Below are 21,853 nucleotides of genomic sequence, written 5' to 3' on the forward strand. Positions count from 1 at the left end.
ATGAGAGACGATCGTCAGAGCCCGTTTCGTGACGCCCATACCGACCGCTCGACGGCCAGCCATGTGCCCGATACGCCGCAGACGCGCTCGCCCGCCTATAAACTGGCCTTTGCCGACGAGGATTTCCTGTGCCGGGACGAACTGCGCCCGGTGCGGTTGCAACTGGAATTGCTCAAGCCCGAGATGATGATGGCCGAGCGCGGCATAACCTCGACCGTGGTGATGTTCGGCGGGGCACGGATCCCGGAACCGGCGAAAAAGCACACCGCGCGCACCCAGACCCTGGCGGAGCTGTCGGAATACTATGACGAGGCGCGCGAGTTTGCCCGGCTGATCACCGAGAAGTCGAAGGAGTCAGGCTGCAAGGAACTGGTGATTGTAACCGGCGGCGGCCCCGGCGTGATGGAGGCCGGCAATCGGGGCGCCAAGGACGCGGGCGGCTGCTCGATCGGGCTGAATATCGTGTTGCCGCATGAACAGGCGCCAAACCTGTTCGTGACGCCCGAGCTCAGCTTCAACTTTCACTACTTTGCCGTCCGCAAAATGCATTTCCTGATGCGCGCGCGGGCGATCACCATCTTCCCGGGCGGCTTCGGCACGCTGGACGAGCTGTTTGAATCGCTGACCCTGATCCAGACCGGGCGCATGGAGCGGGTGCCGTTCCTGCTGTTCGGGCGCGATTTCTGGGAACGGGTGATCAACTGGCGGGCGCTGGCGGATGCCGGCACCATCTCGGCCGAGGATCTGGACCTGTTCCGCTTTGTCGACACCGCTCAGGAGGCGGTCGAAATTATCGACAACTGGGAGCCCGCGCCGCCCCGCGATGCGATCCCGGGGCGATAGGGCGGTCTGGTCGGATCAGGCGAATTCTGCGGGCAGCACGCCCAGCTCGACGCCCTGCGGCAACCGGGTGACCACCTGCGCGCCCTGCACGTCCTTGATGGCATAGCCATAACCCATCAGCCGGAATCTCCATTCGCGCGCGCTGAGCGCCTTGGCGCGTTCGCGGTGCAGCAGGTCCAGAACCCCCGCCTCGATCATTGCGCCACCGATATCTGCCTGTGCCATTTTCTGTCCTCCATGGCTTTGTTGCTGATTTCGAAACTGACTGTTGATCGGGGCGGAAATTCATCGTGAATGAGGAAAATTCGAGGCAAACCCTTTGCTGGCAAGCGGGGGGGGGGGGCGCTGCCCCCGTCACCTGCGGTGACTCCCCCGGAGTATTTCCGGCGAAATGAAGGTGTGGTCATCTCTTTGCTTTGCCGGTGCGCGCAGCGGTGCTAGATCGCGGATTGACTGGCACGCGGGAGGGCGACAATGGAACATGGCGATCACGGGACACCTCGGATGGGTGCCTTTCTGCATTTGCGCGGCAACGGGATCGACAAGGGCGATCCGGTGGCGCTGCCGCTGGTGCAAAGCTCGATGTATCACCTGCCGGGCGCGCCCGATGGCAGCAACAGCTACGGCCGTGCGGACAATCCCACCTGGGTAGCGCTGGAACATGCGCTCGAGCATCTTGAAGGGGCGCCCTGCCGGGTGTTTCCCTCGGGCATGGGCGCGATTTCGGCCGCGCTGTTTGCCACGATCAAGGCCGGACAGCGCCTTTTGATCCCAGCGGATGGCTATTATGTCACCCGGTTGCTGGCCGACGGTTACCTGCGGCCTTTGGGGGTGATTGTCGAGGAACGGCCCACCGCCAGCTTTGCCGAGGGCGGATTTGGTGGCTTCGACGTGGTGTTTCTGGAAACGCCGTCCAATCCGGGGCTGGACCTGATCGACCTTGCCGCCGTCGCCGGTGCGGTGCGGGCAGCCGGTGGCATCACCATCTGCGACAACACCACGATGACACCTCTGGGCCAGCGGCCGCTGGATCTGGGCATCGACATCGTAGTCGCATCGGATACCAAGGCGATGGGCGGCCATTCCGACCTGCTGCTGGGGCATGTGACCAGCCGCGATGCCGGGCTGATGCAGGCGGTAGAGGACTGGCGCCGCATCTCGGGCGCGATCCCGGGTCCGCACGAGGCCTGGCTGCTGCATCGCGGGCTGGAGACGCTGGAGGTGAGATTCGACCGTATGTGCCGAAACGCCGAAGCCTTGGCGCCGCGATTGGCTGAACACCGGGCGGTGAGCGCCCTTCGCTATCCCGGTCTGCCGGGTGATCCGGCGCAAAACCTGGCGCAGGCCCAAATGCGGCGGTTCGGCTTTCTTCTTTCGCTGGATCTGGGCAGCGAGGAGAAGGCGGAGCGCTTCATCAATGGCTGCCCGCTTTTGCGTCCGGCGACCTCGTTTGGCGGCGTGCACAGTTCGGCCGAGCGGCGCGCGCGCTGGGGCGACGCGGTGGCGCCGGGATTCGTGCGCCTGTCAGTCGGCTGCGAGCCGGTCGAGGAACTGTGGCAGTCCCTGCGCGATGCGCTCGATACGCTCTGAGATCAGGCCTTCGGCTCTCGCAGGCTCTTGAACACATAGATCGGCAGCAGGATGCCTGCGGCCAGCGCGCCGAGCCACACGAGCAGGGTCGCGGCCAGCAGGTTCGAGATACCGCCCACCACCAGGCCCGAGGTCACCAGTTCGGTGACCAGAAGGCCTACGAAGATGACCACCAACGAGATACCGCCCTGAAGTGCGGGCAGGTTGCGCGCGCTCAGGCGGCGGATCAGCGGCTCGGCCAGGGCCTGGATCAGACTGAAGACGATGACCACGACAACCAGCGACAGCGGCGCGATGGAGAAGCCATCGAGCAGCAGCGCGGCAAGCAGCAGTCCAATGGCATTGCCGGCCAGAAGCGCGGCGATCGAAAGCAGGCGACGGGACATGGCGAAACCTCTTGAAGCTATTCACCCGAGCCTAGCCTATCACCAACCCGAAATCACCACGGGAATCAAAGGCCGGTCTCGGCCTCGATCTGCTTCTTCGACTTGCGCGCCCGTTCGGTAGCCGATTTGAGCTGCCCACAGGCAGCCATGATATCGTCACCGCGCGTCTTGCGGATCGGCGCGGCATAGCCCGCCTGATAGATGATGTTGGCAAATGCCCGAATGCGGTTGTTTGACGAACGCTTGTAAGGTGCGCCGGGCCATTCGTTGAACGGGATCAGGTTGATCTTGGCCGGGATCTTGTGCCGCCGGATATGGTCGAGCAGACGATGGGCATCCGCGTCGCTGTCATTCACCCCGTCCAGCATCACGTATTCGAACGTGATCCGCTCGGAGTTCGAGGCATTCGGATATGCGGCCAGCGCAGAGAGCAGCTTCTCTATGTTCCAACGCTTGTTGATCGGCACCAGCACATCGCGGGTCTCGTCCGTGGTGGCATGGAACGAGATCGCCAGCAGACAGCCGATTTCCTCGGCCGTGCGCGCGATTTCTGGCACCACGCCGCTGGTCGACAGCGTGATGCGGCGGCGCGACAGCTGGATACCTTCGGGGTCCATCGCAATCTTCATCGCATCGCGCACGTTGTCGAAATTATAGAGCGGCTCGCCCATGCCCATCAGAACGATGTTGGACAGCAGGCGAGTTTCGTCCTTGGGCGCGCCGGGAACGGGCCATTCGCCCAGATCGTCGCGCGCCATCATCACCTGGCCCACGATCTCGGCGGCGGTCAGGTTGCGCACCAGTTTCTGGGTGCCGGTATGGCAGAACGAGCAGGTCAGCGTGCAACCCACCTGCGACGAGATGCATAGCGTGCCGCGATCCTCTTCGGGGATATAGACCACCTCGACCTCATGCCCGCCTGCAATGCGGACCAGGTATTTGCGGGTGCCGTCCTCGGACACCAGACGGGTGATCACCTCGGGGATTTCGATGGTGAAATGCTCGGCCAGTTGCGCGCGATAGGCCTTGGCAAGGTTGGTCATCGCATCGAAATCGCGCACACCCCATTGATATATCCACTGCCAGATCTGGCCCACCCGCATCTTGGCCTGTTTCTCGGGCGTGCCGTGTTCGATCAACACCTCGCGCATCCGGTCACGGGTCAGCCCGACCAGGTTGATCCGGCCTTCGGGCAGCTTGCGGGGGATGGTGACGACATCCTGGGTGATCGGTGCTTTGACGGACATGGGTGCACTCGGCGGCTGATGGGGTCTGAGGCGATGGATGCGCCTCTATATAGGAAAGCGCGCGAAGATCAAAAGATTTCGCGCCCTCTTTGCCGCTGGTCGTTTGGGATAATGCGGCAAGGGGCGCTGCCCCCATCGCGGCAGAGCCGCTCCCCCCGGAGTATTTTTGGCGAAATGAAGAGTTGAGTTACCGCGCCATCGCCATCAGGTCGCGGGTCCGGGCGCGGCCCAGTTCGATCTGGCAGGAAGTGATCGCGATGCCGGTGCCCGAGCCGCCGCCAAAGCTGGCACCAACTGCATCGCAATGCGCGTCGCGATAGGTGACCCAGGCCAATTGCGCAGTTTCAAGCGCGGGAAGTGCGACCTTGCGCCCGGTGACTTCATCAAGTTCACCCGCCGAACCGCGGGCAATGTCGAGCGCGACGGCCAGCGCACCCTCGACACGATCTCTCATTTCGGAAACGCAGGCGCCAATCTCGACCTGGCTGCCTGCATCGCTGCATTCGAGCGTAGGATCGGCGGCGGCCGCCAGCGGTGCCAGCGCAAGCACAAACGCGAATTGAACCCGTCGCATATCACATCCTCATACACGGACCGACGGCGGGCCACTTACCCTCCGCAGCGTTTCTCGGCATCTTCGACAGCTGCCGTAAAGCCCAGCAGCGAGAAGGTATCCTTGGTCTGGGTGCCGCGCGCCGAACGGGCAGTCAGCACCGCGTCGGTGCCGCGCTTCATTACCGCCACGATCTTGGCATCGTCGGCGGCGGTTGCCGGCCAGGCCCATTCGCCCTCGGTGATCAGTTCGAACTCGGTGCCGCCCACGTTGAGATTGACCGTCGATCCGGGCGCGAAAGGATAGCCGCCGGTAAAGGTGACCTGCCCCTTGACCCCGGCCTTGGGCCGAAAGAACACCATCAACAGGATGTCGCTGCGGCGCACCGAAACGACGCTGCCCCCGCGGGTGTTCACGGTTTCCTTCGGCGCCGACACGCTCCAGCATTCGGTCGGATTGTCCTCGACGAAGACGCTCCAATCGGTCTTGGACGCGACCCGGTTGGTGCTTTCGCTCTGCTGCGCGGATACGCTGGTGGTGGCGGCCGTTCCGGCCAGACACAGGCCCGCAATCGCGCGGACAAGTTTCGATCCCATCTGTTCAGCCCTCCAGCTGACCTTTACCTCAATTCCATCACAGGATGCATTTGCGGAGTTTTGCCGATCCGTCTGGCTTGCGCATCCTGTCGATTGCCGACATAGACACAATAGCGCAGGTTTCGCCACGGACGAAAGGGCGATTGGCGAGAATTCGCGCAGATTTCTAATGGGGGGCAGGATGACGCGACCGATACCGATGGCCGAGGTCTGGCGCGGTGCGCTGTTGGAAAGCGTACATCTGGGGCATGCGGTGATCTGCGACGGCAGCGGCCAGGTGGTGCGCAGCTGGGGTGATCCGGGGCTGGTGATGTATCCACGCTCGTCCTCGAAGATGATCCAGGCGCTGCCGCTATTGTCTTCGGGTGCGTCGGCCAAGTATGGGCTGAATTCGGAACAGATGGCGCTGGCCTGCGCCTCGCATAACGGTGCTGCGATCCATACCCATAGGGTGAATGATTGGCTTGGGCAGCTGGGGCTGGGCGAAGACGACCTGCGCTGCGGGCCGCAGGATCCCGATGACCGGCCCGAACATGAGCGGCTGATCCGCGCCTATGAGACCCCCTGCCAACTGCATAACAATTGCTCCGGCAAGCATGCGGGCTTTCTGACGCTGGGGCGTCATCTGGAGGCCGGACCCGAGTACCACGAGATCGATCACCCGGTGCAGCAGGCCGCCTTGGCCGCTTTTGAAGAGGTCACGGGCGAATCCAGCCCGGGCTACGGGATCGACGGCTGTTCCGCCCCCAACTTTGCCACCAGCCTGACGGGACTGGCGCGTGCGATGGCTTGGTTCGCCTCGGCCCGCGACCGCTCTGACCGGCAAAGCCAGGCGGCCGCGCAGCTGACCGAAGCCATGATGAAACATCCCGAACTGGTCGCGGGCGAAGGCCGCGCCTGCACCGAGTTGATGCGCGCCATGGGTGGGCGCGCCGCGATCAAGACCGGGGCCGAGGCGGTGTTCGTCGCCATCCTGCCCGAGCAACGTCTGGGCGTGGCGCTCAAGATCGTCGATGGTGCCACCCGGGCCAGCGAATGCGCGATTGCGGCAATTCTGGTCGGTCTCGGCGTGCTGGACCCGGCACATCCGGCCACCCTCAAGCGGCTGGATGCACCCATCCTGAACCGGCGCGGCATCGACTGCGGCAGCATCCGCGCCACGGCCGAGCTGCGGTTCTGACGCCGATCACATCTCGATGATCTCGGCCACCTCGACGGTGCCGTTGCCCGACACAACCATCGGACAACCCTTGGCCATGTCGGTGGCGGCACCGATATCGGCGGCGCGTACCACGGTATAGCCCGAGAGCGGATTGGCGCCACCATCGTCGGCCACGCCTGCGGCGCTGACCGTCTTGGACAGGCCAACCGGGTTGCCGGGGATCACGACCGCATCACCCATGCTACCGAACCAGGCCTGCCATGCGGCCATGACCTCGGCGCCTTCCTCGGGCGTTTCGGGCGTCTTGCCGCCATGATAGGCAAAGATGAAATCAGGCATGTCGCTTTCCTTTCCTTTGGTCGCGAAACAGATGGTCAGGCGAGTTCCGCCTCGAGCTTGCGCAACGACGAGGTCCAGCCCGCCTCGTGACGCAGGCTCATCTCGTCATCGCCCAGTTCGCGGTGGTCCAGGATCAATCGCGCACCCTTGGCGCAGGGTTCGACGATAAACATTACATGGCTTTCCGCCCCGCGCCGGTCGTCATCGTCATGCCAGCCCCAGGTAAAGCCCACCGAATGGGGCGGTTTCACATGGGTAACATACCCCGAGACCTTGTATCGGTCGCCTGCGCCATTCACCATGACCGAGAACCACGGCCCCAGCCGAGTGAAATCGAGGTCATGCTGATCTGCAGGCACATGCAGCCCCTCGGGCCCCCACCATTGCAACAGTTTCGCGCCATCGCTGACCCAGGCGAACAGGGCCTCGGGCGTGACGGCGAATTCGCGTTCCAGTCTCAGGTCGGCCATGTCTTGTCGCTTTCGATTGCGGCGGCCAGACGGTCCAGGCTGCCCTCCCAAAAGGTGCGATTCGAGATCGTCCAGTCGGCAATCGCGCGAAGCCCTTCGGGAGCCACGGAATAAAGCCGCTGGGTGCCATTGATGCGCTGGCGGACCAACCCGGCCTGGCGCAACAGCTTCAGATGGCGTGACACGGCGGCGCCCGACATGCCCTTGCCCTCGACCAGATCACCCGCGGGCAATTCGCCCTCGGCCATCAGTTGCTCGACGATGGCGAAGCGGGTCGGGTCGGACAAAGCCGAGAATGCGGCCAGAAGTTGGGTCATGACCGCATTGTTTAACATTTACGTTAATAATGCAAGCGGCAGATCAAGCCGCGACGAAATCCGCCTTTGCATAGCCCTGAACAAACAGCAGCGCGGTCAGGTCGCCGTGGTTGATGCGTACCTCGCATTTGGCCGCGACCGAAGGTTTGGCGTGCAGGGCAACGCCGGTTCCGGCGCGGCCCAGCATGCCCAGATCGTTGGCGCCGTCGCCCACCGCGATCACATCCTGTTCGGACAGGCCCAAACGTGCCGTGATCTGCTCCAGCGCATCGACCTTGGCCTGACGGCCCAGGATCGGGCGCCCCACATCGCCGGTCAGCTTGCCACCAGCGGCCAACAGCGTATTGGCGCGATTCTCGTCAAAGCCCAGTTGCGCGGCCACTTGGGCGGTAAAGGCGGTGAACCCGCCCGAGACCAGCGCCGCATAGCCGCCATTGGCGCGCATGGTCGCCACCAGCGCGCGCCCACCCGGCATCAGGGTGATGCGAGTATCGAGCACATGGCCGATCACCGCCTCGTCCAGCCCGCGCAACAGGTCCACACGCTCCAGCAGCGCGCCCTCGAAATCCAGTTCGCCGTTCATCGCGCGGGCGGTGATCTCCTTGACCCGCTCGCCGACCCCGGCCTCGTCGGCCAGTTCGTCAATGCACTCCTGCTGGATCATGGTGCTGTCCATATCCGCCAGCAGCATCCGCTTTTTGCGACCTTCTGCGGGTTGCACCACCAGATCGACACCCAACGCCTGAAGATCGTCCCAGACCTGCCAGCGATTGTCGGGAAGGGCTGAAAGCATGAATTCCGCCGCTTCATCGGGGCTCAGCCAGACCGCATCGCCGCCGCCCCAGGCATTGCGCAGCGCATCGACCAGCGCCGGGTCTAGACGGGCATTGGAAGGGTTGGTCAACAGCGTGGCGACATACATGGGGTATCTCCTTTGGCTCGGAACCGCCATAGCGCAGGCATGAAATCTCTGCCAGCCCCACCCGAGTTAACGCCGCGCGCCACAGCCCGGCCCTTATCCGGCGCGCGTCCATCCATTAACCCACTGTAAAAACTTGAACATCTCACCCCGCCCTGAATGTCGCATCCAGACGCCCTGCCCTAGCCCGCGATTTCCTTAAGACGAAACGCAAGTTTCCGATCGTAGTCACAAAGGTCGCAATCAAATATCAAAGCGGCGATTTTCGACATCTATTTCGCTTGCGCGCCGCAATGCGGCGGACTAGCTGTTGCGGCGGGACACCCCTCCCCAACGAGGGGCGTATATCTGTAAGGGTAACACCAATGACTATCGACCAACCGGCAACGCGGCCGGTCAATCCGCGGTTTTCCTCTGGCCCCTGTGCCAAACCCCCCGTCTTCGATGTCTCCAAGCTTGCCGGTGCCGCGCTGGGCCGCTCGCATCGTGCCGCCATCGGCAAGGACAAGCTGAAGGCCGCCATCGAAGGCACGCGCGAGATTCTGGGGATCCCCGCTGACTATCGCATCGGCATCGTTCCCGCCTCGGATACCGGCGCCGTTGAGATGGCGCTGTGGTCGCTCTTGGGTGCCCGCAAGGTCGAGATGCTGGCCTGGGAAAGCTTTGGCGCCGGCTGGGTCACTGATGTGGTGAAACAGCTGAAACTGGATGCCGAGGTCAAGACCGCCGACTATGGCCAGATCGTCGATCTCGCCTCGGTGGATTTCGACAATGATGTCGTGTTCACCTGGAACGGCACCACCTCGGGCGTGCGTGTCCCGAATGGCGACTGGATCGCCGCCGACCGTCAGGGCCTGACCATCTGCGACGCTACCAGCGCCGCCTTTGCCATGGACCTGCCCTGGGACAAGCTGGATGTGACCACTTTCTCCTGGCAGAAAGTTCTGGGCGGCGAGGCTGCGCATGGCATGATCGTGCTGAGCCCGCGCGCGGTGGAGCGGCTGGAAAGCTACACCCCCGCATGGCCGCTGCCCAAGATCTTCCGCATGACCAAGGGCGGCAAGCTGATCGAAGGCATCTTCAAGGGCGAAACGATCAACACCCCCTCGATGCTGGCGGTCGAGGATTATCTGCTGGCGCTCGACTGGGCACGCTCGGTCGGTGGCCTGAAAGGTCTGATCGCGCGGGCCGATGCCAATGCGCAGGCAATCTTCGATTTCTGCGAGGCACATGACTGGATCGCCAACCTGGCCGAGGATGCAGCCACGCGATCCAATACCAGCGTCTGCCTGAAATTCACCGATGCCCGCATTCAGGATGGCGCAGCGTTTGCCAAGGCGGTTGCCAAGCGGCTGGAGGCCGAAGGTGTTGCGCTGGATATCGGCGCCTATCGCGACGCGCCCGCAGGCTTACGCATATGGTGCGGCGGCACGGTAGAAACCTCGGATGTGGCCGCGCTGCTGCCTTGGCTCGCCTGGGCCTATCAAGCCGAGATCGACGCACAATCCCAAGCCGCATAACGCTCTTCCGCCCTTGCGGGCCTCCTCGCGAAGAGGGCCCGCAAGGGACCGATAAGCGCCCCATTCCCCTGCAAAGGACCAGCAGACATGGCCCCCAAAGTACTCATCTCCGACAAACTCTCCGACGCTGCCGTCCAGATCTTCCGCGATCGCGGGATTGACGTCGATTTCCAACCCGACCTTGGCAAGGACAAGGACAAGCTGGCCGAGGTCATCGGCCAGTATGACGGCCTTGCCATCCGCTCGGCCACCAAAGTGACCGAGAAGATCCTGGAGAACGCGACCAGCCTCAAGGTTATCGGCCGCGCCGGTATCGGCACCGACAACGTGGACAAGGACGCCGCCTCGAAAAAGGGGGTGATCGTCATGAACACGCCCTTTGGCAACATGATCACCACCGCCGAACACGCCATCGCCATGATGTTCGCCGTGGCCCGCCAGATCCCCGAGGCCAGCGCCTCGACCCATGCGGGCAAGTGGGAAAAGTCCAAGTTCATGGGTGTCGAACTCACGAACAAGACCCTGGGCGTGATCGGCGCGGGCAATATCGGCGGTATCGTCTGCGACCGTGCCCGTGGCCTCAAGATGAAGGTCATCGCCTATGATCCCTTCCTGGGCGAGGAAAAGGCCAACAAGATGGGCGTTGAAAAGGTCGAGCTGGACGAGCTGCTGAAACGCGCCGATTTCATCACCCTGCATGTGCCGCTGACCGATCAGACCCGCGACATCCTGGGCCGCGAGAACCTGGCCAAGACCAAGAAAGGCGTCCGTATCATCAACTGCGCTCGCGGTGGTCTGGTCGACGAGGAAGCACTGGCCGAGATGCTGCAATCGGGCCACGTGGCGGGCGCCGCCTTTGACGTGTTCAGCGTCGAACCGGCCAAGGAAAACCCGCTGTTCGGCCTGCCCAACGTGGTCTGCACCCCGCATCTGGGAGCCGCCACCACCGAGGCACAGGAAAACGTCGCCCTGCAGGTGGCCGAGCAGATGTCGAACTATCTGCTGACCGGCGCGGTGGAAAACGCGCTCAACATGCCGTCGGTCACCGCCGAAGAGGCCAAGGTGATGGGCCCCTGGATCAAGCTGGCCGGCCATTTGGGCAGCTTTGTCGGCCAGATGACCGACGAGCCGATCAAGGCCATCAACATCCTCTATGACGGGACTGCATCGACCATGAATCTGGCGGCGCTGAATTGCGCCACAGTGGCCGGTATCATGAAAAAGTCGAACCCCGAGGTGAACATGGTCTCGGCCCCTGTTGTCGCCAAAGAGCGCGGCATCCAGATCTCGACTACCAATCAGGACAAATCGGGCGCTTTTGACGGGTATATCAAGGTGACCGTAGTGACGGCCAAGCGTGAACGCTCAGTCGCGGGTACCGTGTTCAGCGATGGCAAGCCGCGTTTCATCCAGATCAAGGGCATCAATGTCGATGCCGAAATCGGCGCGCATATGCTCTATACCACCAACGAGGACGTACCGGGTATCATCGGTACGCTGGGCCAGACCATGGGTGAGAATGGCGTCAACATCGCCAACTTCACGCTTGGCCGGGCTGCCGCCGGCGGTGAGGCAATCGCGCTTCTGTATGTGGATGAGCCTGTACCGGCCGAGGCTCGCGCGAAACTGGCTGAAACGGGCCTCTTCAATCAGATCAAACCGCTGGAATTCGACGTCGCCTGACCAGCGCCCTATCGGATGGAAACGCCGCCCCGCGAGGGCGGCGTTTTTCGTTTCAGGCTGTCGCGGCGACCCGTGCCGGGGCTTTCAGGACGATCCAACCGAACAACAGCATTGACCCCAGCATGATGACCGAGCCCAGCTTGGCCAACAGCTCTGTCTTGCCCTGGATCGCCAGCGCCACGCCAGGCGCCAGCATGACTACCGCCACCACGACCAGACCGAAATGCAGCCGGGCCAGCGGGTTCGCCGCGGCGCTCGGAACCAGATGATAATAGAAGGCAAAGATCGAGCAGCTGACCCACCCCAGCAGGTTCAGATGCCCATGTGCCGGAGACAGGGTGTGATCCTGACTTGCTGACATCTGGATACCCCAGACCATGCCACACAGCCCTGCCAGAATCGCGACCAGAAAAAACGCGCGCGCCACTCCATTCATATCTCTTTCCTCTCCCTGTTCGTGGCCGTACCGCCACCTGGGTCGAGTGTGAGGACATCATCAAAATATGTGAAATCAATAGATATTATGATATCTATCAATCCCATGAATTTCAAAACCTTCGATCTGAACCTGTTGCGTGTTCTCGATGCGCTGCTTGCCACCCGCTCCACTACGCTGGCAGGACAGAGGCTCGCCCTGTCACAGCCGGCGGTCTCGGCCGCGCTTGCCCGTTTACGGCATGCACTGGGTGATCCGCTCTTCATCCGTCAGGGACGGCAGTTGGTTCCCAGCGATTACGCCACGAGCCTGCAAGCGCCCCTGCGCGCCCTGTTGGAGCAGACCGAAACCCTGCTGGCAGGGCAGCCCGATTTCGACCCCGGCGCCTCAACGGCCTGCCTGACCCTTTCGGGCAGCGATTTCTACGCCGAACTTCTGATGCCTCGACTGGCCCACCACCTGTCCCGCGAGGCCCCGGGCATGCGCGTGCAACTGGTCGATCTGGTCCCGGACAATTACGTGCAATCTGTCGGCGAGTCAGGGGTCGACATGGCCATCCTGCCTGCGACCGACACGCCCGACTGGGTCGAACGGCGACATTTGCACGGTTCTCATTTCCTTGCCGTCGCACGCGCCGACCATCCCGAGATCGCCAAGGCGGGCCATACCCCGGGCGAGGTCCTGCCGCTCGATCTCTTCTGCGGTCTCCAGCACGCGCTGTTCTCGCCCGAGGGCAAACTGCACGGGCTGGGCGATGCCGCCCTCGCCCGCATCGGCCGCGCGCGGCAGGTCACCATGACACTGCCGGTGTTTTCCGGTGTGCTGAACGCGGTCTCGCAAAGTGACCTGATCGCCCTCATCCCGCATCAGCTGGCCGAAAGCGTCGCGCCACGCCTTGGCCTGTCGCTCTATCATCCGCCCATCGCGGTCGGTCCGGTCGAGATCGAACTGGTCTGGCACAAACGCGCCAGCAGCGCGCCGGCCCATCGCTGGTTGCGTGACCAGATTGCCATGCTGATGGCCGAGCTCGACACGATCCCTTCCATCGGATGCGGTGCTGCGGCAGAACCGGGCCAGCAAACAGTGGAGCAGGCGTCATGAGCACCCCTATCTACGCGGTCGGCGATATTCACGGCCAAGCCGAACAACTCGAAACGGCGCTGGCTCGGATCGAGGCCGATGGCGGTCCTGATGCCCGCATTGTCTTTCTGGGCGATTATGCCGACCGAGGGCCGGACAGTCGCGCGGTGCTGGACCGGTTGGTCGCGGGACAGGCGCAGGGGCGCGACTGGATCACGCTCAAGGGCAATCACGACCGCATGTTCGAAATGTTCCTGCGCGACCATCCCGCCCAGGATGACCGGCTGCTGATCGGGTATCACTGGCTGCACGATCGCATCGGCGGCGTCGAAACCCTCGCTTCGTACGGTGTCCCGGTGCCCGAAGGCGTTCGCACCTATCAGGTTCATGCCCAGGCGCGCGCGGCAGTGCCCACCGAACACCGGAACTTTCTTGTCGGTTTACCCAACTACCATCAGGAGGGTGCGCTGCTCTTCGTACACGCCGGTATCCGTCCCGGCCTGCCGCTTGAACGTCAGGTGGAAAATGATCTGATCTGGATCCGCCAAGAATTCCTGGATGATCCGCGCCCGCATCCCTGGCTGGTGGTACATGGCCACACCCCCGGCAAACGGGCCGAGCATCACGGCAATCGCGTCAATCTCGACGCTGGCGCCGGTTATGGCCGTCCGCTCGCCGCCGCGGTGTTCGAAAACAACCAATGCTGGCTGCTAACCGAAACCGGCCGCCAGCTGCTCGCCCCTCGGGCCTGACCCCCCACCTTCTTCTGTTCCAAAATACCTCGGGGGAGTCGGCCGCAGGGCAACGGGGGCAGCGCCCCCATTCCTCAGGTCCAGTCCAGCACCACCTTGCCGCTGAGGCCCGATTTCATCGCCGCAAAGCCCTCGCGGAAGTCATCGACGCCAAAGCGGTGGGTGATCACCCGGCTGACGTCCAACCCGTTCTGCAACATGGCAATCATCTTGTACCAGGTCTCGAACATCTCGCGGCCATAGACGCCCTTGATGGTGATCGCCTTGAACACGATACGCGACCAGTCCACCGGCGACTTGCCCGGCGGAATACCCAACAGCGCGATCTTGCCGCCCATCACCAGCGCCTCGACCATCTGGTCGAGCGCTGCTTGCGACCCCGACATCTCCAGCCCCACGTCAAACCCCTGTTTCAGGCCCAACTCATGCTTCACATCAGCCAGCTCTTCGCGCGTGACATCCACGGTCCGCGCCCTGGGTACCACATGCTGCGCCAGTTTCAGCCGGTCGGCGTTGATATCGGTGATCACCACATGGCGGGCGCCCGCATGTTTGGCCACCGCCGCCGCCATGATGCCGATCGGCCCCGCGCCGGTGATCAGCACATCCTCACCCAACAGGTCGAAACTCAGCGCCGTGTGCACCGCGTTGCCCAGCGGGTCGAGGATGGCGCCGATCTCGTCGGGAATATCGTCAGGCAACGGCACTACGTTGAAGGCGGGCAGGCGCAGATACTGCGCGAAGGCCCCCTGAACGTTGACGCCAATCCCGCGCGTACCTGGATCCAGGTGGAACTTGCCCGCCCGGCTCTGGCGGCTGTCGGTGCCGATCAGATGCCCCTCGCCCGAGACCCGCTGACCGATGCTGAGGCCGGTCACATCACGGCCCAGTTCGACGATCTCGCCCGCGAATTCGTGACCGGTGATCATCGGCACCGGCACCGTGTGCGCGGCCCATTCGTCCCAGTTCCAGATATGGATATCGGTGCCGCAGATGCCGGTCTTGTTGATCTTGATCAGCACATCGTCGGGGCCGATCTCGGGCACCGGTGCCTGCACCATCCACAGCCCTTCCTCGGGCTTGGACTTCTCCAGCGCTTTCATCGTGTTGGGTCGCATCAAATCACTCCCAATGCCTTGCCTGCGGTGGCAAATGCGGCCAGCGCGCGGTCCAGTTCGTCGCGCGTCAGGGCGGCGTTCATCTGGGTGCGGATGCGCGCCTGCCCACGCGGCACCACCGGAAAGAAGAAGCCCGAGACATAGACGCCCTCGTCAAACAGACGCGCCGCCATGTCCTGCGCCAGCTTGGCCTCGCCCAGCATCACCGGGATGATCGGATGCTCGCCAGGCAAGAGGTCAAAGCCCAGGTCAGTAAGCCCTGCCCGCCAATAACGGGCGTTTTCGAACAGGCGCGCGCGCAGGTCGACGCCCTCCTCGATCAGCCGGATTGCCTCGATCCCGGCGGCCACGATGGCGGGCGGCAGCGAGTTCGAGAACAGATAGGGCCGCGCCCGCTGGCGGAGCAGGTCGATGACCGGCTGCGGTCCGGCGATATAGCCGCCGATGGCCCCGCCCAGCGCCTTGCCCAGCGTGCCGGTCAGGATGTCCACGTCCAGCCCGAAATGGTCGGGCGTGCCGGCGCCATGCGGCCCCATGAATCCGGTGGCGTGACAGTCATCGACCATCACCACTGCGTCATGTTGCTGGGCCAGCCGGGTGATTTCGGGCAGGTTGGCCAGATAACCGTCCATCGAGAACACACCATCCGTCGCGATCATCACGTGCCGCGCGCCATCGGCACGGGCCTGTTTCAGCTGCGCCTCCAGATCACCCATGTCGCTATTGGCATAGCGATAGCGTTTCGCCTTGCAGAGCCGGATGCCGTCGATGATCGAGGCATGGTTGAGTGCATCCGAGACGATCGCGTCCTCAGACCCCAGAAGCGGTTCAAACAGCCCGCCATTGGCGTCGAAACAGGCGGCGAACAGGATCGCGTCATCCTTGTTGAGAAACCGTGCCAGCCGCTGCTCCAATTCGCGGTGAATGTCCTGCGTGCCGCAGATAAAGCGGACCGAGGCCATGCCGAACCCCTTGGGCTCCAGCGCGTCGCGCGCGGCGGCGATCAGCGCCGGGTGATCGGCTAGGCCCAGATAGTTGTTGGCGCACAGGTTGATCACCTGCCGGTCGCCAACGGTGATTTCACCCCCTTGGGGCGAGGTGATCAACCGCTCGCGCTTATAGAGGCCCTCGGCCTCGATCTGGGACAATGTGTCGGTGAGATGGGACAGAAAGGATTGGGACATTGCGACCTCCGATTTGGCGCAATGTCTATCATAACGGATACGATTCCGAAATAGGGGAATTCACTATGTTGGACAAAAATCCGTGAAACTGGACATTAGCGCTCCTGCTTGCCCAAGGGTACCACATTGGGCACCGGATCGGGGGCCAGTTCTTCGAAATCGAAATTGTCCAGCCGTTGCGCCCGCCGCCCGGCCTTGTCGGCGCTGATCTTGATCTCCGAGATATCCTTGGCCGCTTGCCCGAAATGGCGGTCCAGGTTCTCGACCCGGTCGCCCAGCCGTTCCACATCCTTATGCAGCAGGCTCAACTCCTTGCGGATGGCGCCGGCCTGTTCGCGCATCCGCGCGTCCTTGAGGATGGCGCGCATGGTGTTGAGCGTGGCCATGCAGGTGGTGGGCGACACGATCCAGACCCGCGCCGCGAACCCCTCGCGCACGATATCGGCGAAATTGGCGTGTAACTCGGCATAGACCGCCTCGGACGGCAGGAACAGCAGGGCGCCATCGGCGGTTTCGCCCTCGATGATGTATTTCTCGGAGATCGCTTTGATATGGGCGCGCACGGCGGTTTTCATCTGGCGCGCGGCCTCGGCCAGTTGCGGCGGCGTCTCGGCCCGGCGCAGCGCCTCATAGGCCTCCAGCGGGAACTTGCTGTCGATCACGATCGGGCCGGGCGGGTTGGGCAGGTGGATCAGGCAGTCGGCCCGCCGCCCGTTCGACAGCGTATGTTGCAGGGAATAGCTGTCACTGGGCAGCGCCTTGGACACGATATCGTTAAGCTGGATTTCGCCAAACGCGCCGCGCGTCTGCTTGTTGGACAGGATGTCCTGAAGCGACAGAACATCGCCTGACAGCTTGGTGATATTGTCCTGCGCCTTGTCGATGGCAGCCAGCCGCTCCTGCAATTGCGTCAGCGAGGTCGCGGTCTGTTTCGAGCTGCCATGCAGGGTAGTGCTCATCTTTTCCTGCATCTCGGTCAGCGCCCGCTGCGCGCGCATGGCGTTATCGGCCAGCCGGTCGTTCATATGCTGCTGCACGGCGGACAACCGCGCCTCGACCGTTTGGATCATCTGCACCTGCGCGTTGGCCTGCGTGTCCGAGACATGCGCCAGCCCGCCCCGCAACTGTTCCTGCCCCATGCTCAGCTGTTGCACGTTCTGGCCCAGAAAGGCCAGTTGCTGCGCCATGGGTTCGGTCGTCCGGACCGAGCGGTTGGCGGCACGAAGGGATAGAAACAGCATCAGCAGGATCAGCAACAAGACAGCGCCGCCGCCCAGAACCGCCATCACGATGGGGTCCTGCAAGGAATAGCTCTGATCGCCGATCTGAATCATGGTCTGCTCGCCTGTTCTTGTTTTGTTTTCAACTCCTATCCGGGATCGCAACCCGGATCAACTGCGTCCGAACAGCCGCTCGATATCGCTAAGTTTCAGTTCCACATAGGTGGGGCGCCCATGGTTGCACTGGCCGGAATGGGGCGTCGCCTCCATCTCGCGCAAGAGCGCATTCATCTCTTCGCCCCGCATGCGGCGGCCCGACCGAATCGAGCCGTGACAGGCGACCCGGCTCAGGATCGCCTCGATCCGGGCCTGGAGCGTGGCGCTTTCGCCCTGATCGGCCAGTTCGTCAAGAATGTCGCGGAGCATCGCGCCCGCATCCACCGGACCCAGGATTGCCGGAGTCTCGCGCACCGCGACGGCACCGCCGCCAAAGGGTTCGATCGTAAGGCCAAGGCGTGCCAGATCATTGGAGAGGTCGAGCAGTCGCGCGCAATCGGCGTTGGAGAGTTCGACGATCTCGGGGATCAGCAGCGCCTGCGCCGCGACGCCATGTTCGGCCATCTGGCGTTTGAGTTTCTCATAGACCAGCCGCTCGTGCGCCGCGTGCTGGTCGACGATGACCATGCCATCGGCGGTCTGGGCGATGATGTAATTTTCATGCACCTGCCCGCGCGCCGCACCCAGGGGCAGGGATTCGGGCGAGGTTTCGGCGGGCGGCTCCTCCGCCCTGCGGGCGTCCTCGCCGGGGGCGGCCTCGACCATGCGGCCGCTATAGCTGCCGGAGAGTTCGGCAAAGCCGGGCGCCTGCGCCTGATAGGAAGCCACGCGCGCGGCGGGTGAGGGCCGGTCCATCTGGTAGATGTGCTCCCCGGTCTGTTCGGGCCGCATAGCCCCCAGCGTCGCCCCGGCCACGGTGGTCGAGGCGCGGTGCCCCGCCTCGGCCAGCGCATGCCGCAAGGCCGAGACGATCAGACCCCGCGCCACGCCGGGATCACGAAACCGCACCTCGGATTTTGCCGGATGCACGTTCACGTCGACCAGCGTCGGATCGCAGTCGATGAACAGCGCTGCCGCCGGGTGACGGTCGCGGCTGAGAAAATCGAAATAGGCCGCCCTCAACGCCCCGGTCAGCATCTTGTCCCGCACCGGGCGCCCGTTGACGAAAAGATACTGTGCCACCGCCGCACCGCGCGAATAGGTTGGCAGCGCCGCATAACCATAGAGCCGCAACCCCTCGCGCATCGTGTCGATGCGCAGGGCATTGTCGGTGAACTCACGCCCCATGACCCGGCCCAGCCGGTCGCGCAGCGCGTCAAAGAGGTCGCCGGTTTCCGCATCGGCGCGGAACACCAGCCGCCCCTCACCGCCTTCGGACACGTCGCGCAGGGTGAAAGAGACTGAGGGTTCGGCCATGGCCAGCCGCTTGACCGTATCGGTCACCGCCTGCGCCTCTGCCCGGTCGGTACGCATGAATTTGAGCCGCGCTGGCGTGGCAAAAAAGAGATCGCGCAACTCCACCACGGTGCCCGCGCGCAGGGCGGCGGGCTTCACCGGATCGACCCGGCCACCGGAAACGCGGATACTGGCCGCCTCGGCGCCCCGGGCTCGGCTGGTGATGGTCAGCCGCCCGACCGAACCCAGCGAAGGCAGCGCCTCACCCCGGAACCCGAAGGTGTGAATGTTGAGAAGGTCCGACCCGTCAATCTTGGAGGTTGCATGCCGCGCCAATGCCAATGGCAATTGATCGGGCGTCATGCCGCAGCCGTCATCGGTGACCCGGATCAGCGTCTTGCCGCCATCTGCGAGGTCGATGGCGATGCGCGTAGCCCCGGCATCAATCGCGTTCTCGACCAGTTCCTTGACCGCTGAAGCCGGGCGTTCGACCACTTCGCCTGCCGCAATCTGGTTGATCGCGGTCTCGTCCAACTGGCGAATTTCCGGCTGCGTGGGGATGATGTTGGGGTCTGTCGATGCCATACCGCTAGACCTAGCATGAGGCCCGGCGATTCTGCCACCGGTTTGATGGTCGGCACCGCCCGGTCTCCCTTCCCTGTGCACCAAGGCGGCGCGGGTAGGTCTGCCGCGAAAACCGGGCGGCGGGTGAGTGGTGGTCAGTACCGGTTTCTGTCCGGTTCGTCATCTCAACACTGCCAGCCGGCGCTGCACAAGTTGGCGGTTTGCAAGACAGGGAAATGGGCACAGACAAGCCATCAGCGCCGCCCGGTCCCGGCGATTCCTCGCCCAATCAAGCCTGAACAGGCGCCCCGGTGCGGCTGCGGCAGGGACCGAATAGGGCGGCGAGCGCCAGGATGACGCCCGAGACGGTGGCGATCATGCCCGCTGCGCTGACCGCATCACGCGCACCCAGCCACAGGGGCCCATAGCCCGCCAGCACATAGCCCAGCACCGCCGAAAGGATCGCAAAAACGACGCTCCAGCCAACCTGTCCTTCAAGCGTGTTGGTCATCATCCGCGCGGCGGCGGGTGGGCAGATGAACATGGCGATGACGATGATCGAGCCGACCGCGTCAAAAGCCGCAACCGCCGCAACCGCTGCGACGATGACCAGCGCAAGGCCCAAATGGCCGGTGCGAATACCAAGAGTGCGGGCAAACCCCTCATCAAATGTCGACAGCTTCAAGGGCCGCCAGAACAACCAGATGAACCCGGACACCCCGGCCAGCGTGACCAGGATACGCGGCAGCTCCACCGGCAGTCCGGCCAAGGCCACCGGGTCCAGCAGCGAGGCCCAACCGGTGGCATCAAGCCAGATCAGGCTTTCCAGATTGCCATAAAGCGCGTGTTCCACATCCAGATGCACGGTCGAGGTGTCGGTCTGCTCCAAGAGCAGCACGCCGGCAGCAAACATGGTGGTAAAGACGACACCCATCGCCGCCCCCGGTTCGATCCGGCCCAGACGACGAATGGCCTCGATCAGAACCACCGCGACCACGGCAGCCCCGGCCGCGCCCAGCATCATCGGCCATGCGGCGATGACGCCGGTCAGGAGGAACGCAACCACGATCCCCGGCAACACTACATGGCTGATGGCATCGCCGATCAGCGCCTGCCGCCGCAGCACCAGGAAGTTGCCGGGCAGCGCACAGGCCACGGCGGAAAGGATGCCGATCAAGAGCGGCGTCAGCGACAGGGGGACAAATTCGGAACCGCTCATGCCGGGACCTCCTGGGGGCTAGCGATGCGACTGTCGATCTCGGCAATCTGATCGCGGGTGAGCACAGTTTCGATATCACGCAACCCGTCATAGAGAGCGGCGGCGGCTTCTTGTGTCTGATCGGCGCGCACGATTTCCCATCGCTTCTCGTCCCGCAGCGCCTTGGCGGCGCGTGCCCGGCCACTGTCGGTTGCGACCCCGTCCGCCCGCACCAGTTCTGCCTGACGCAAAAGCCGCAAGGTCAGTGGCTCGTAAATCCGTTGCCCTTGTGCCAGCGCCAGCAGTCCTTGCCTCAGATGCACCCGGCGCTGGAATTGCGTATGGCGCAGGAACGCCGCCAGCACGCCGCGCCCCGGCGCCACCAGCAGCGACAAGGCGAAAAAGGCAAAGGACACCAGCACGATGATCGGCCCGGTGGGCAGGTTGGGGGCCGAGGCCGAGATCGCCGCGCCAAGATACCCCGCGAGCCCCCCGGTCAAGCCACTCAGCAGCACCACGCGATCCGACCGCTCGGTCCAGAACCGGGCGGTGACCGGCGGGATGATCAGCAGAGCGACGATCAGGATCAGGCCAACGATCTTCAGCCCGACCACGGTAACCGCCATCACCAGCCCCATCATGGCCAAGTCGATCCGATGTACGGGCACCCCGCGCGCGGCGGCATATTCCGGATCGAAGGCCACCAGCGTCATCGGGCGGCGGATCAGCAGGATCAGCGCCAGGGCCCCCGCCCCGCCCAGCGCGATAACCAGCGCATCGTTCCACAGCATCCCGGCGGTCGACCCCAGCAGGAACCCCTCCAGCCCCGCCTGGCGCCCGGCGCCCAACGTCTGGATCACGGTGAGCAGCACGATGCCGAAGCCGAAAAATACCGATAGAACCGCGCCGATCGCCGCGTCCTCGGCCAGCCTTGTGTTACGTGTCAACCAGTTGAGGCACAAAAGCCCCACCCAGGCCGAAAGTGCAGACCCAGCCAAGAGGCCGGGCAGGCTGCGCCCGTCGCCGCCCAGCGCCACCATCAGCAGAAAGGCCAGGCAGATGCCGGGCAGCGTCGCATGGCTGATTGCGTCGCTGACCAGCGCCCGCTTGCGCAGGAAAAGGAACGTGCCGGTCACCCCGGCAGAGATACCCAACAAGGTCGCACCAACCACGACCAGCGTGGCGTTATACCCGAGTTGCAGCAAAAGCGCGTCGCGCAGCATC

Annotated in this window: 23 protein-coding genes; 7 read left to right on the top strand and 16 right to left on the bottom strand. The window is 63.7% G+C overall.

The features are described from left to right. Positions 1-843 carry an LOG family protein gene (locus AC2FNA_RS11165; RefSeq protein WP_234138607.1) on the top strand — a complete coding sequence of 281 codons (843 nt, stop codon included), beginning with the start codon at positions 1-3 and terminating at the stop codon, positions 841-843. 15 nt (positions 844-858) lie between these two features. Here AC2FNA_RS11165 and AC2FNA_RS11170 read toward each other — a convergent pair whose 3' ends face one another. Further along, entirely contained in the window at positions 859-1,068 is a 210-nt protein-coding gene (locus tag AC2FNA_RS11170) for a hypothetical protein (protein ID WP_496826510.1), read from the bottom strand. 249 nt (positions 1,069-1,317) lie between these two features. Between AC2FNA_RS11170 and AC2FNA_RS11175 the strand changes: the two genes are divergently transcribed. Further along, entirely contained in the window at positions 1,318-2,433 is a 1,116-nt protein-coding gene (locus AC2FNA_RS11175) for a cystathionine gamma-lyase (protein WP_496826512.1), read from the top strand. Between the two features lie 2 nt (positions 2,434-2,435). Here the strand turns inward: AC2FNA_RS11175 and AC2FNA_RS11180 are convergent, their stop codons facing one another. From AC2FNA_RS11180 to AC2FNA_RS11195, 4 genes are all read right to left on the bottom strand, one after another. After that, on the bottom strand, positions 2,436-2,819 hold the full coding sequence (locus AC2FNA_RS11180; protein ID WP_496826514.1) for a hypothetical protein: 384 nt from the start codon (positions 2,817-2,819) through the stop codon (positions 2,436-2,438). Between the two features lie 65 nt (positions 2,820-2,884). Further along, complete coding sequence (gene rlmN, locus AC2FNA_RS11185) at positions 2,885-4,066, bottom strand: dual-specificity RNA methyltransferase RlmN (protein ID WP_496826516.1); 1,182 nt, start codon at positions 4,064-4,066, stop codon at positions 2,885-2,887. A gap of 187 nt (positions 4,067-4,253) precedes the next feature. Further along, positions 4,254-4,640, bottom strand: coding sequence for a lysozyme inhibitor LprI family protein (locus AC2FNA_RS11190; protein ID WP_496826517.1), 387 nt, complete (start codon positions 4,638-4,640; stop codon positions 4,254-4,256). 35 nt (positions 4,641-4,675) lie between these two features. After that, positions 4,676-5,215, bottom strand: a complete 540-nt coding sequence (locus AC2FNA_RS11195; RefSeq protein ID WP_234144352.1) for an invasion associated locus B family protein — start codon at positions 5,213-5,215, stop codon at positions 4,676-4,678. A 181-nt stretch (positions 5,216-5,396) separates the two neighbouring features. On the opposite strand from AC2FNA_RS11195, the gene AC2FNA_RS11200 reads away from it, so the two are divergent. Then, positions 5,397-6,395 carry an asparaginase gene (locus AC2FNA_RS11200; RefSeq protein ID WP_496826518.1) on the top strand — a complete coding sequence of 333 codons (999 nt, stop codon included), beginning with the start codon at positions 5,397-5,399 and terminating at the stop codon, positions 6,393-6,395. A 6-nt stretch (positions 6,396-6,401) separates the two neighbouring features. On the opposite strand, the gene AC2FNA_RS11205 is transcribed toward AC2FNA_RS11200, so the two are convergent. The 4 genes from AC2FNA_RS11205 to serB are packed head-to-tail and all read right to left on the bottom strand — an operon-like array spanning position 6,402 to position 8,425. Beyond that, positions 6,402-6,716 (bottom strand): YciI family protein, encoded by a 315-nt coding sequence (locus AC2FNA_RS11205; RefSeq protein WP_496826519.1) that lies wholly within the window; start codon positions 6,714-6,716, stop codon positions 6,402-6,404. 35 nt (positions 6,717-6,751) lie between these two features. Continuing rightward, the gene (locus AC2FNA_RS11210) at positions 6,752-7,186 is read right to left on the bottom strand and encodes an SRPBCC family protein (protein ID WP_496826520.1); all 435 of its coding nucleotides are present in this window, start codon (positions 7,184-7,186) and stop codon (positions 6,752-6,754) included. After that, entirely contained in the window at positions 7,174-7,503 is a 330-nt protein-coding gene (locus AC2FNA_RS11215; RefSeq protein WP_496826521.1) for an ArsR/SmtB family transcription factor, read from the bottom strand. Before AC2FNA_RS11215 ends, AC2FNA_RS11210 begins: the two co-directional genes overlap by 13 nt. Positions 7,504-7,546: 43 nt before the next feature. Beyond that, positions 7,547-8,425 carry a phosphoserine phosphatase SerB gene (gene serB, locus AC2FNA_RS11220; protein ID WP_496826522.1) on the bottom strand — a complete coding sequence of 293 codons (879 nt, stop codon included), beginning with the start codon at positions 8,423-8,425 and terminating at the stop codon, positions 7,547-7,549. 362 nt (positions 8,426-8,787) lie between these two features. Here serB and AC2FNA_RS11225 point away from each other — a divergent pair, with 362 nt between their 5' ends. Further along, positions 8,788-9,942: a phosphoserine transaminase gene (locus tag AC2FNA_RS11225; protein ID WP_496826523.1), complete on the top strand. Its 1,155-nt coding sequence runs from the start codon at positions 8,788-8,790 to the stop codon at positions 9,940-9,942. An 87-nt stretch (positions 9,943-10,029) separates the two neighbouring features. Continuing rightward, positions 10,030-11,625 carry a phosphoglycerate dehydrogenase gene (gene serA, locus AC2FNA_RS11230; RefSeq protein ID WP_496826525.1) on the top strand — a complete coding sequence of 532 codons (1,596 nt, stop codon included), beginning with the start codon at positions 10,030-10,032 and terminating at the stop codon, positions 11,623-11,625. A gap of 52 nt (positions 11,626-11,677) precedes the next feature. Here serA and AC2FNA_RS11235 read toward each other — a convergent pair whose 3' ends face one another. Then, complete coding sequence (locus AC2FNA_RS11235) at positions 11,678-12,061, bottom strand: hypothetical protein (RefSeq protein ID WP_496826526.1); 384 nt, start codon at positions 12,059-12,061, stop codon at positions 11,678-11,680. Between the two features lie 105 nt (positions 12,062-12,166). Between AC2FNA_RS11235 and AC2FNA_RS11240 the strand changes: the two genes are divergently transcribed. Together AC2FNA_RS11240 and AC2FNA_RS11245 are read left to right on the top strand one after the other, a co-directional pair. Further along, complete coding sequence (locus AC2FNA_RS11240; RefSeq protein ID WP_496826528.1) at positions 12,167-13,162, top strand: LysR family transcriptional regulator; 996 nt, start codon at positions 12,167-12,169, stop codon at positions 13,160-13,162. Next, positions 13,159-13,893, top strand: coding sequence for a metallophosphoesterase family protein (locus AC2FNA_RS11245; protein ID WP_496826530.1), 735 nt, complete (start codon positions 13,159-13,161; stop codon positions 13,891-13,893). Before AC2FNA_RS11240 ends, AC2FNA_RS11245 begins: the two co-directional genes overlap by 4 nt. Before the next feature lie 74 nt (positions 13,894-13,967). On the opposite strand, the gene tdh is transcribed toward AC2FNA_RS11245, so the two are convergent. From tdh to AC2FNA_RS11275, 6 genes are all read right to left on the bottom strand, one after another. After that, positions 13,968-14,996 (bottom strand): L-threonine 3-dehydrogenase, encoded by a 1,029-nt coding sequence (gene tdh / locus AC2FNA_RS11250; RefSeq protein WP_496826772.1) that lies wholly within the window; start codon positions 14,994-14,996, stop codon positions 13,968-13,970. Between the two features lie 14 nt (positions 14,997-15,010). Next, positions 15,011-16,195 (bottom strand): glycine C-acetyltransferase, encoded by a 1,185-nt coding sequence (locus AC2FNA_RS11255; RefSeq protein ID WP_496826532.1) that lies wholly within the window; start codon positions 16,193-16,195, stop codon positions 15,011-15,013. A 95-nt stretch (positions 16,196-16,290) separates the two neighbouring features. Further along, positions 16,291-17,529, bottom strand: coding sequence for a DNA recombination protein RmuC (locus tag AC2FNA_RS11260; RefSeq protein ID WP_496826534.1), 1,239 nt, complete (start codon positions 17,527-17,529; stop codon positions 16,291-16,293). 57 nt (positions 17,530-17,586) lie between these two features. Beyond that, entirely contained in the window at positions 17,587-19,452 is a 1,866-nt protein-coding gene (mutL, locus tag AC2FNA_RS11265) for a DNA mismatch repair endonuclease MutL (protein WP_496826536.1), read from the bottom strand. 268 nt (positions 19,453-19,720) lie between these two features. Continuing rightward, on the bottom strand, positions 19,721-20,650 hold the full coding sequence (locus AC2FNA_RS11270; RefSeq protein ID WP_496826537.1) for a metal ABC transporter permease: 930 nt from the start codon (positions 20,648-20,650) through the stop codon (positions 19,721-19,723). Then, entirely contained in the window at positions 20,647-21,852 is a 1,206-nt protein-coding gene (locus AC2FNA_RS11275; protein ID WP_496826774.1) for a metal ABC transporter permease, read from the bottom strand. Before AC2FNA_RS11275 ends, AC2FNA_RS11270 begins: the two co-directional genes overlap by 4 nt. Position 21,853: the final 1 nt, after the last annotated feature.

The sequence above is a fragment of the Ruegeria sp. YKSD163 genome (genome assembly GCF_059612905.1).

What these genes read in the sequence shown, in the direction of transcription:
- AC2FNA_RS11165 (WP_234138607.1), top strand. Translation starts at nt 1, where the DNA reads ATGAGAGACGATCGTCAGAGCCCGTTTCGTGACGCCCATACCGACCGC.
- AC2FNA_RS11170 (WP_496826510.1), bottom strand. Translation starts at nt 1,068, where the DNA reads ATGGCACAGGCAGATATCGGTGGCGCAATGATCGAGGCGGGGGTTCTG.
- AC2FNA_RS11175 (WP_496826512.1), top strand. Translation starts at nt 1,318, where the DNA reads ATGGAACATGGCGATCACGGGACACCTCGGATGGGTGCCTTTCTGCAT.
- AC2FNA_RS11180 (WP_496826514.1), bottom strand. Translation starts at nt 2,819, where the DNA reads ATGTCCCGTCGCCTGCTTTCGATCGCCGCGCTTCTGGCCGGCAATGCC.
- rlmN (WP_496826516.1), bottom strand. Translation starts at nt 4,066, where the DNA reads ATGTCCGTCAAAGCACCGATCACCCAGGATGTCGTCACCATCCCCCGC.
- AC2FNA_RS11190 (WP_496826517.1), bottom strand. Translation starts at nt 4,640, where the DNA reads ATGCGACGGGTTCAATTCGCGTTTGTGCTTGCGCTGGCACCGCTGGCG.
- AC2FNA_RS11195 (WP_234144352.1), bottom strand. Translation starts at nt 5,215, where the DNA reads ATGGGATCGAAACTTGTCCGCGCGATTGCGGGCCTGTGTCTGGCCGGA.
- AC2FNA_RS11200 (WP_496826518.1), top strand. Translation starts at nt 5,397, where the DNA reads ATGACGCGACCGATACCGATGGCCGAGGTCTGGCGCGGTGCGCTGTTG.
- AC2FNA_RS11205 (WP_496826519.1), bottom strand. Translation starts at nt 6,716, where the DNA reads ATGCCTGATTTCATCTTTGCCTATCATGGCGGCAAGACGCCCGAAACG.
- AC2FNA_RS11210 (WP_496826520.1), bottom strand. Translation starts at nt 7,186, where the DNA reads ATGGCCGACCTGAGACTGGAACGCGAATTCGCCGTCACGCCCGAGGCC.
- AC2FNA_RS11215 (WP_496826521.1), bottom strand. Translation starts at nt 7,503, where the DNA reads ATGACCCAACTTCTGGCCGCATTCTCGGCTTTGTCCGACCCGACCCGC.
- serB (WP_496826522.1), bottom strand. Translation starts at nt 8,425, where the DNA reads ATGTATGTCGCCACGCTGTTGACCAACCCTTCCAATGCCCGTCTAGAC.
- AC2FNA_RS11225 (WP_496826523.1), top strand. Translation starts at nt 8,788, where the DNA reads ATGACTATCGACCAACCGGCAACGCGGCCGGTCAATCCGCGGTTTTCC.
- serA (WP_496826525.1), top strand. Translation starts at nt 10,030, where the DNA reads ATGGCCCCCAAAGTACTCATCTCCGACAAACTCTCCGACGCTGCCGTC.
- AC2FNA_RS11235 (WP_496826526.1), bottom strand. Translation starts at nt 12,061, where the DNA reads ATGAATGGAGTGGCGCGCGCGTTTTTTCTGGTCGCGATTCTGGCAGGG.
- AC2FNA_RS11240 (WP_496826528.1), top strand. Translation starts at nt 12,167, where the DNA reads ATGAATTTCAAAACCTTCGATCTGAACCTGTTGCGTGTTCTCGATGCG.
- AC2FNA_RS11245 (WP_496826530.1), top strand. Translation starts at nt 13,159, where the DNA reads ATGAGCACCCCTATCTACGCGGTCGGCGATATTCACGGCCAAGCCGAA.
- tdh (WP_496826772.1), bottom strand. Translation starts at nt 14,996, where the DNA reads ATGAAAGCGCTGGAGAAGTCCAAGCCCGAGGAAGGGCTGTGGATGGTG.
- AC2FNA_RS11255 (WP_496826532.1), bottom strand. Translation starts at nt 16,195, where the DNA reads ATGTCCCAATCCTTTCTGTCCCATCTCACCGACACATTGTCCCAGATC.
- AC2FNA_RS11260 (WP_496826534.1), bottom strand. Translation starts at nt 17,529, where the DNA reads ATGATTCAGATCGGCGATCAGAGCTATTCCTTGCAGGACCCCATCGTG.
- mutL (WP_496826536.1), bottom strand. Translation starts at nt 19,452, where the DNA reads ATGGCATCGACAGACCCCAACATCATCCCCACGCAGCCGGAAATTCGC.
- AC2FNA_RS11270 (WP_496826537.1), bottom strand. Translation starts at nt 20,650, where the DNA reads ATGAGCGGTTCCGAATTTGTCCCCCTGTCGCTGACGCCGCTCTTGATC.
- AC2FNA_RS11275 (WP_496826774.1), bottom strand. Translation starts at nt 21,852, where the DNA reads ATGCTGCGCGACGCGCTTTTGCTGCAACTCGGGTATAACGCCACGCTG.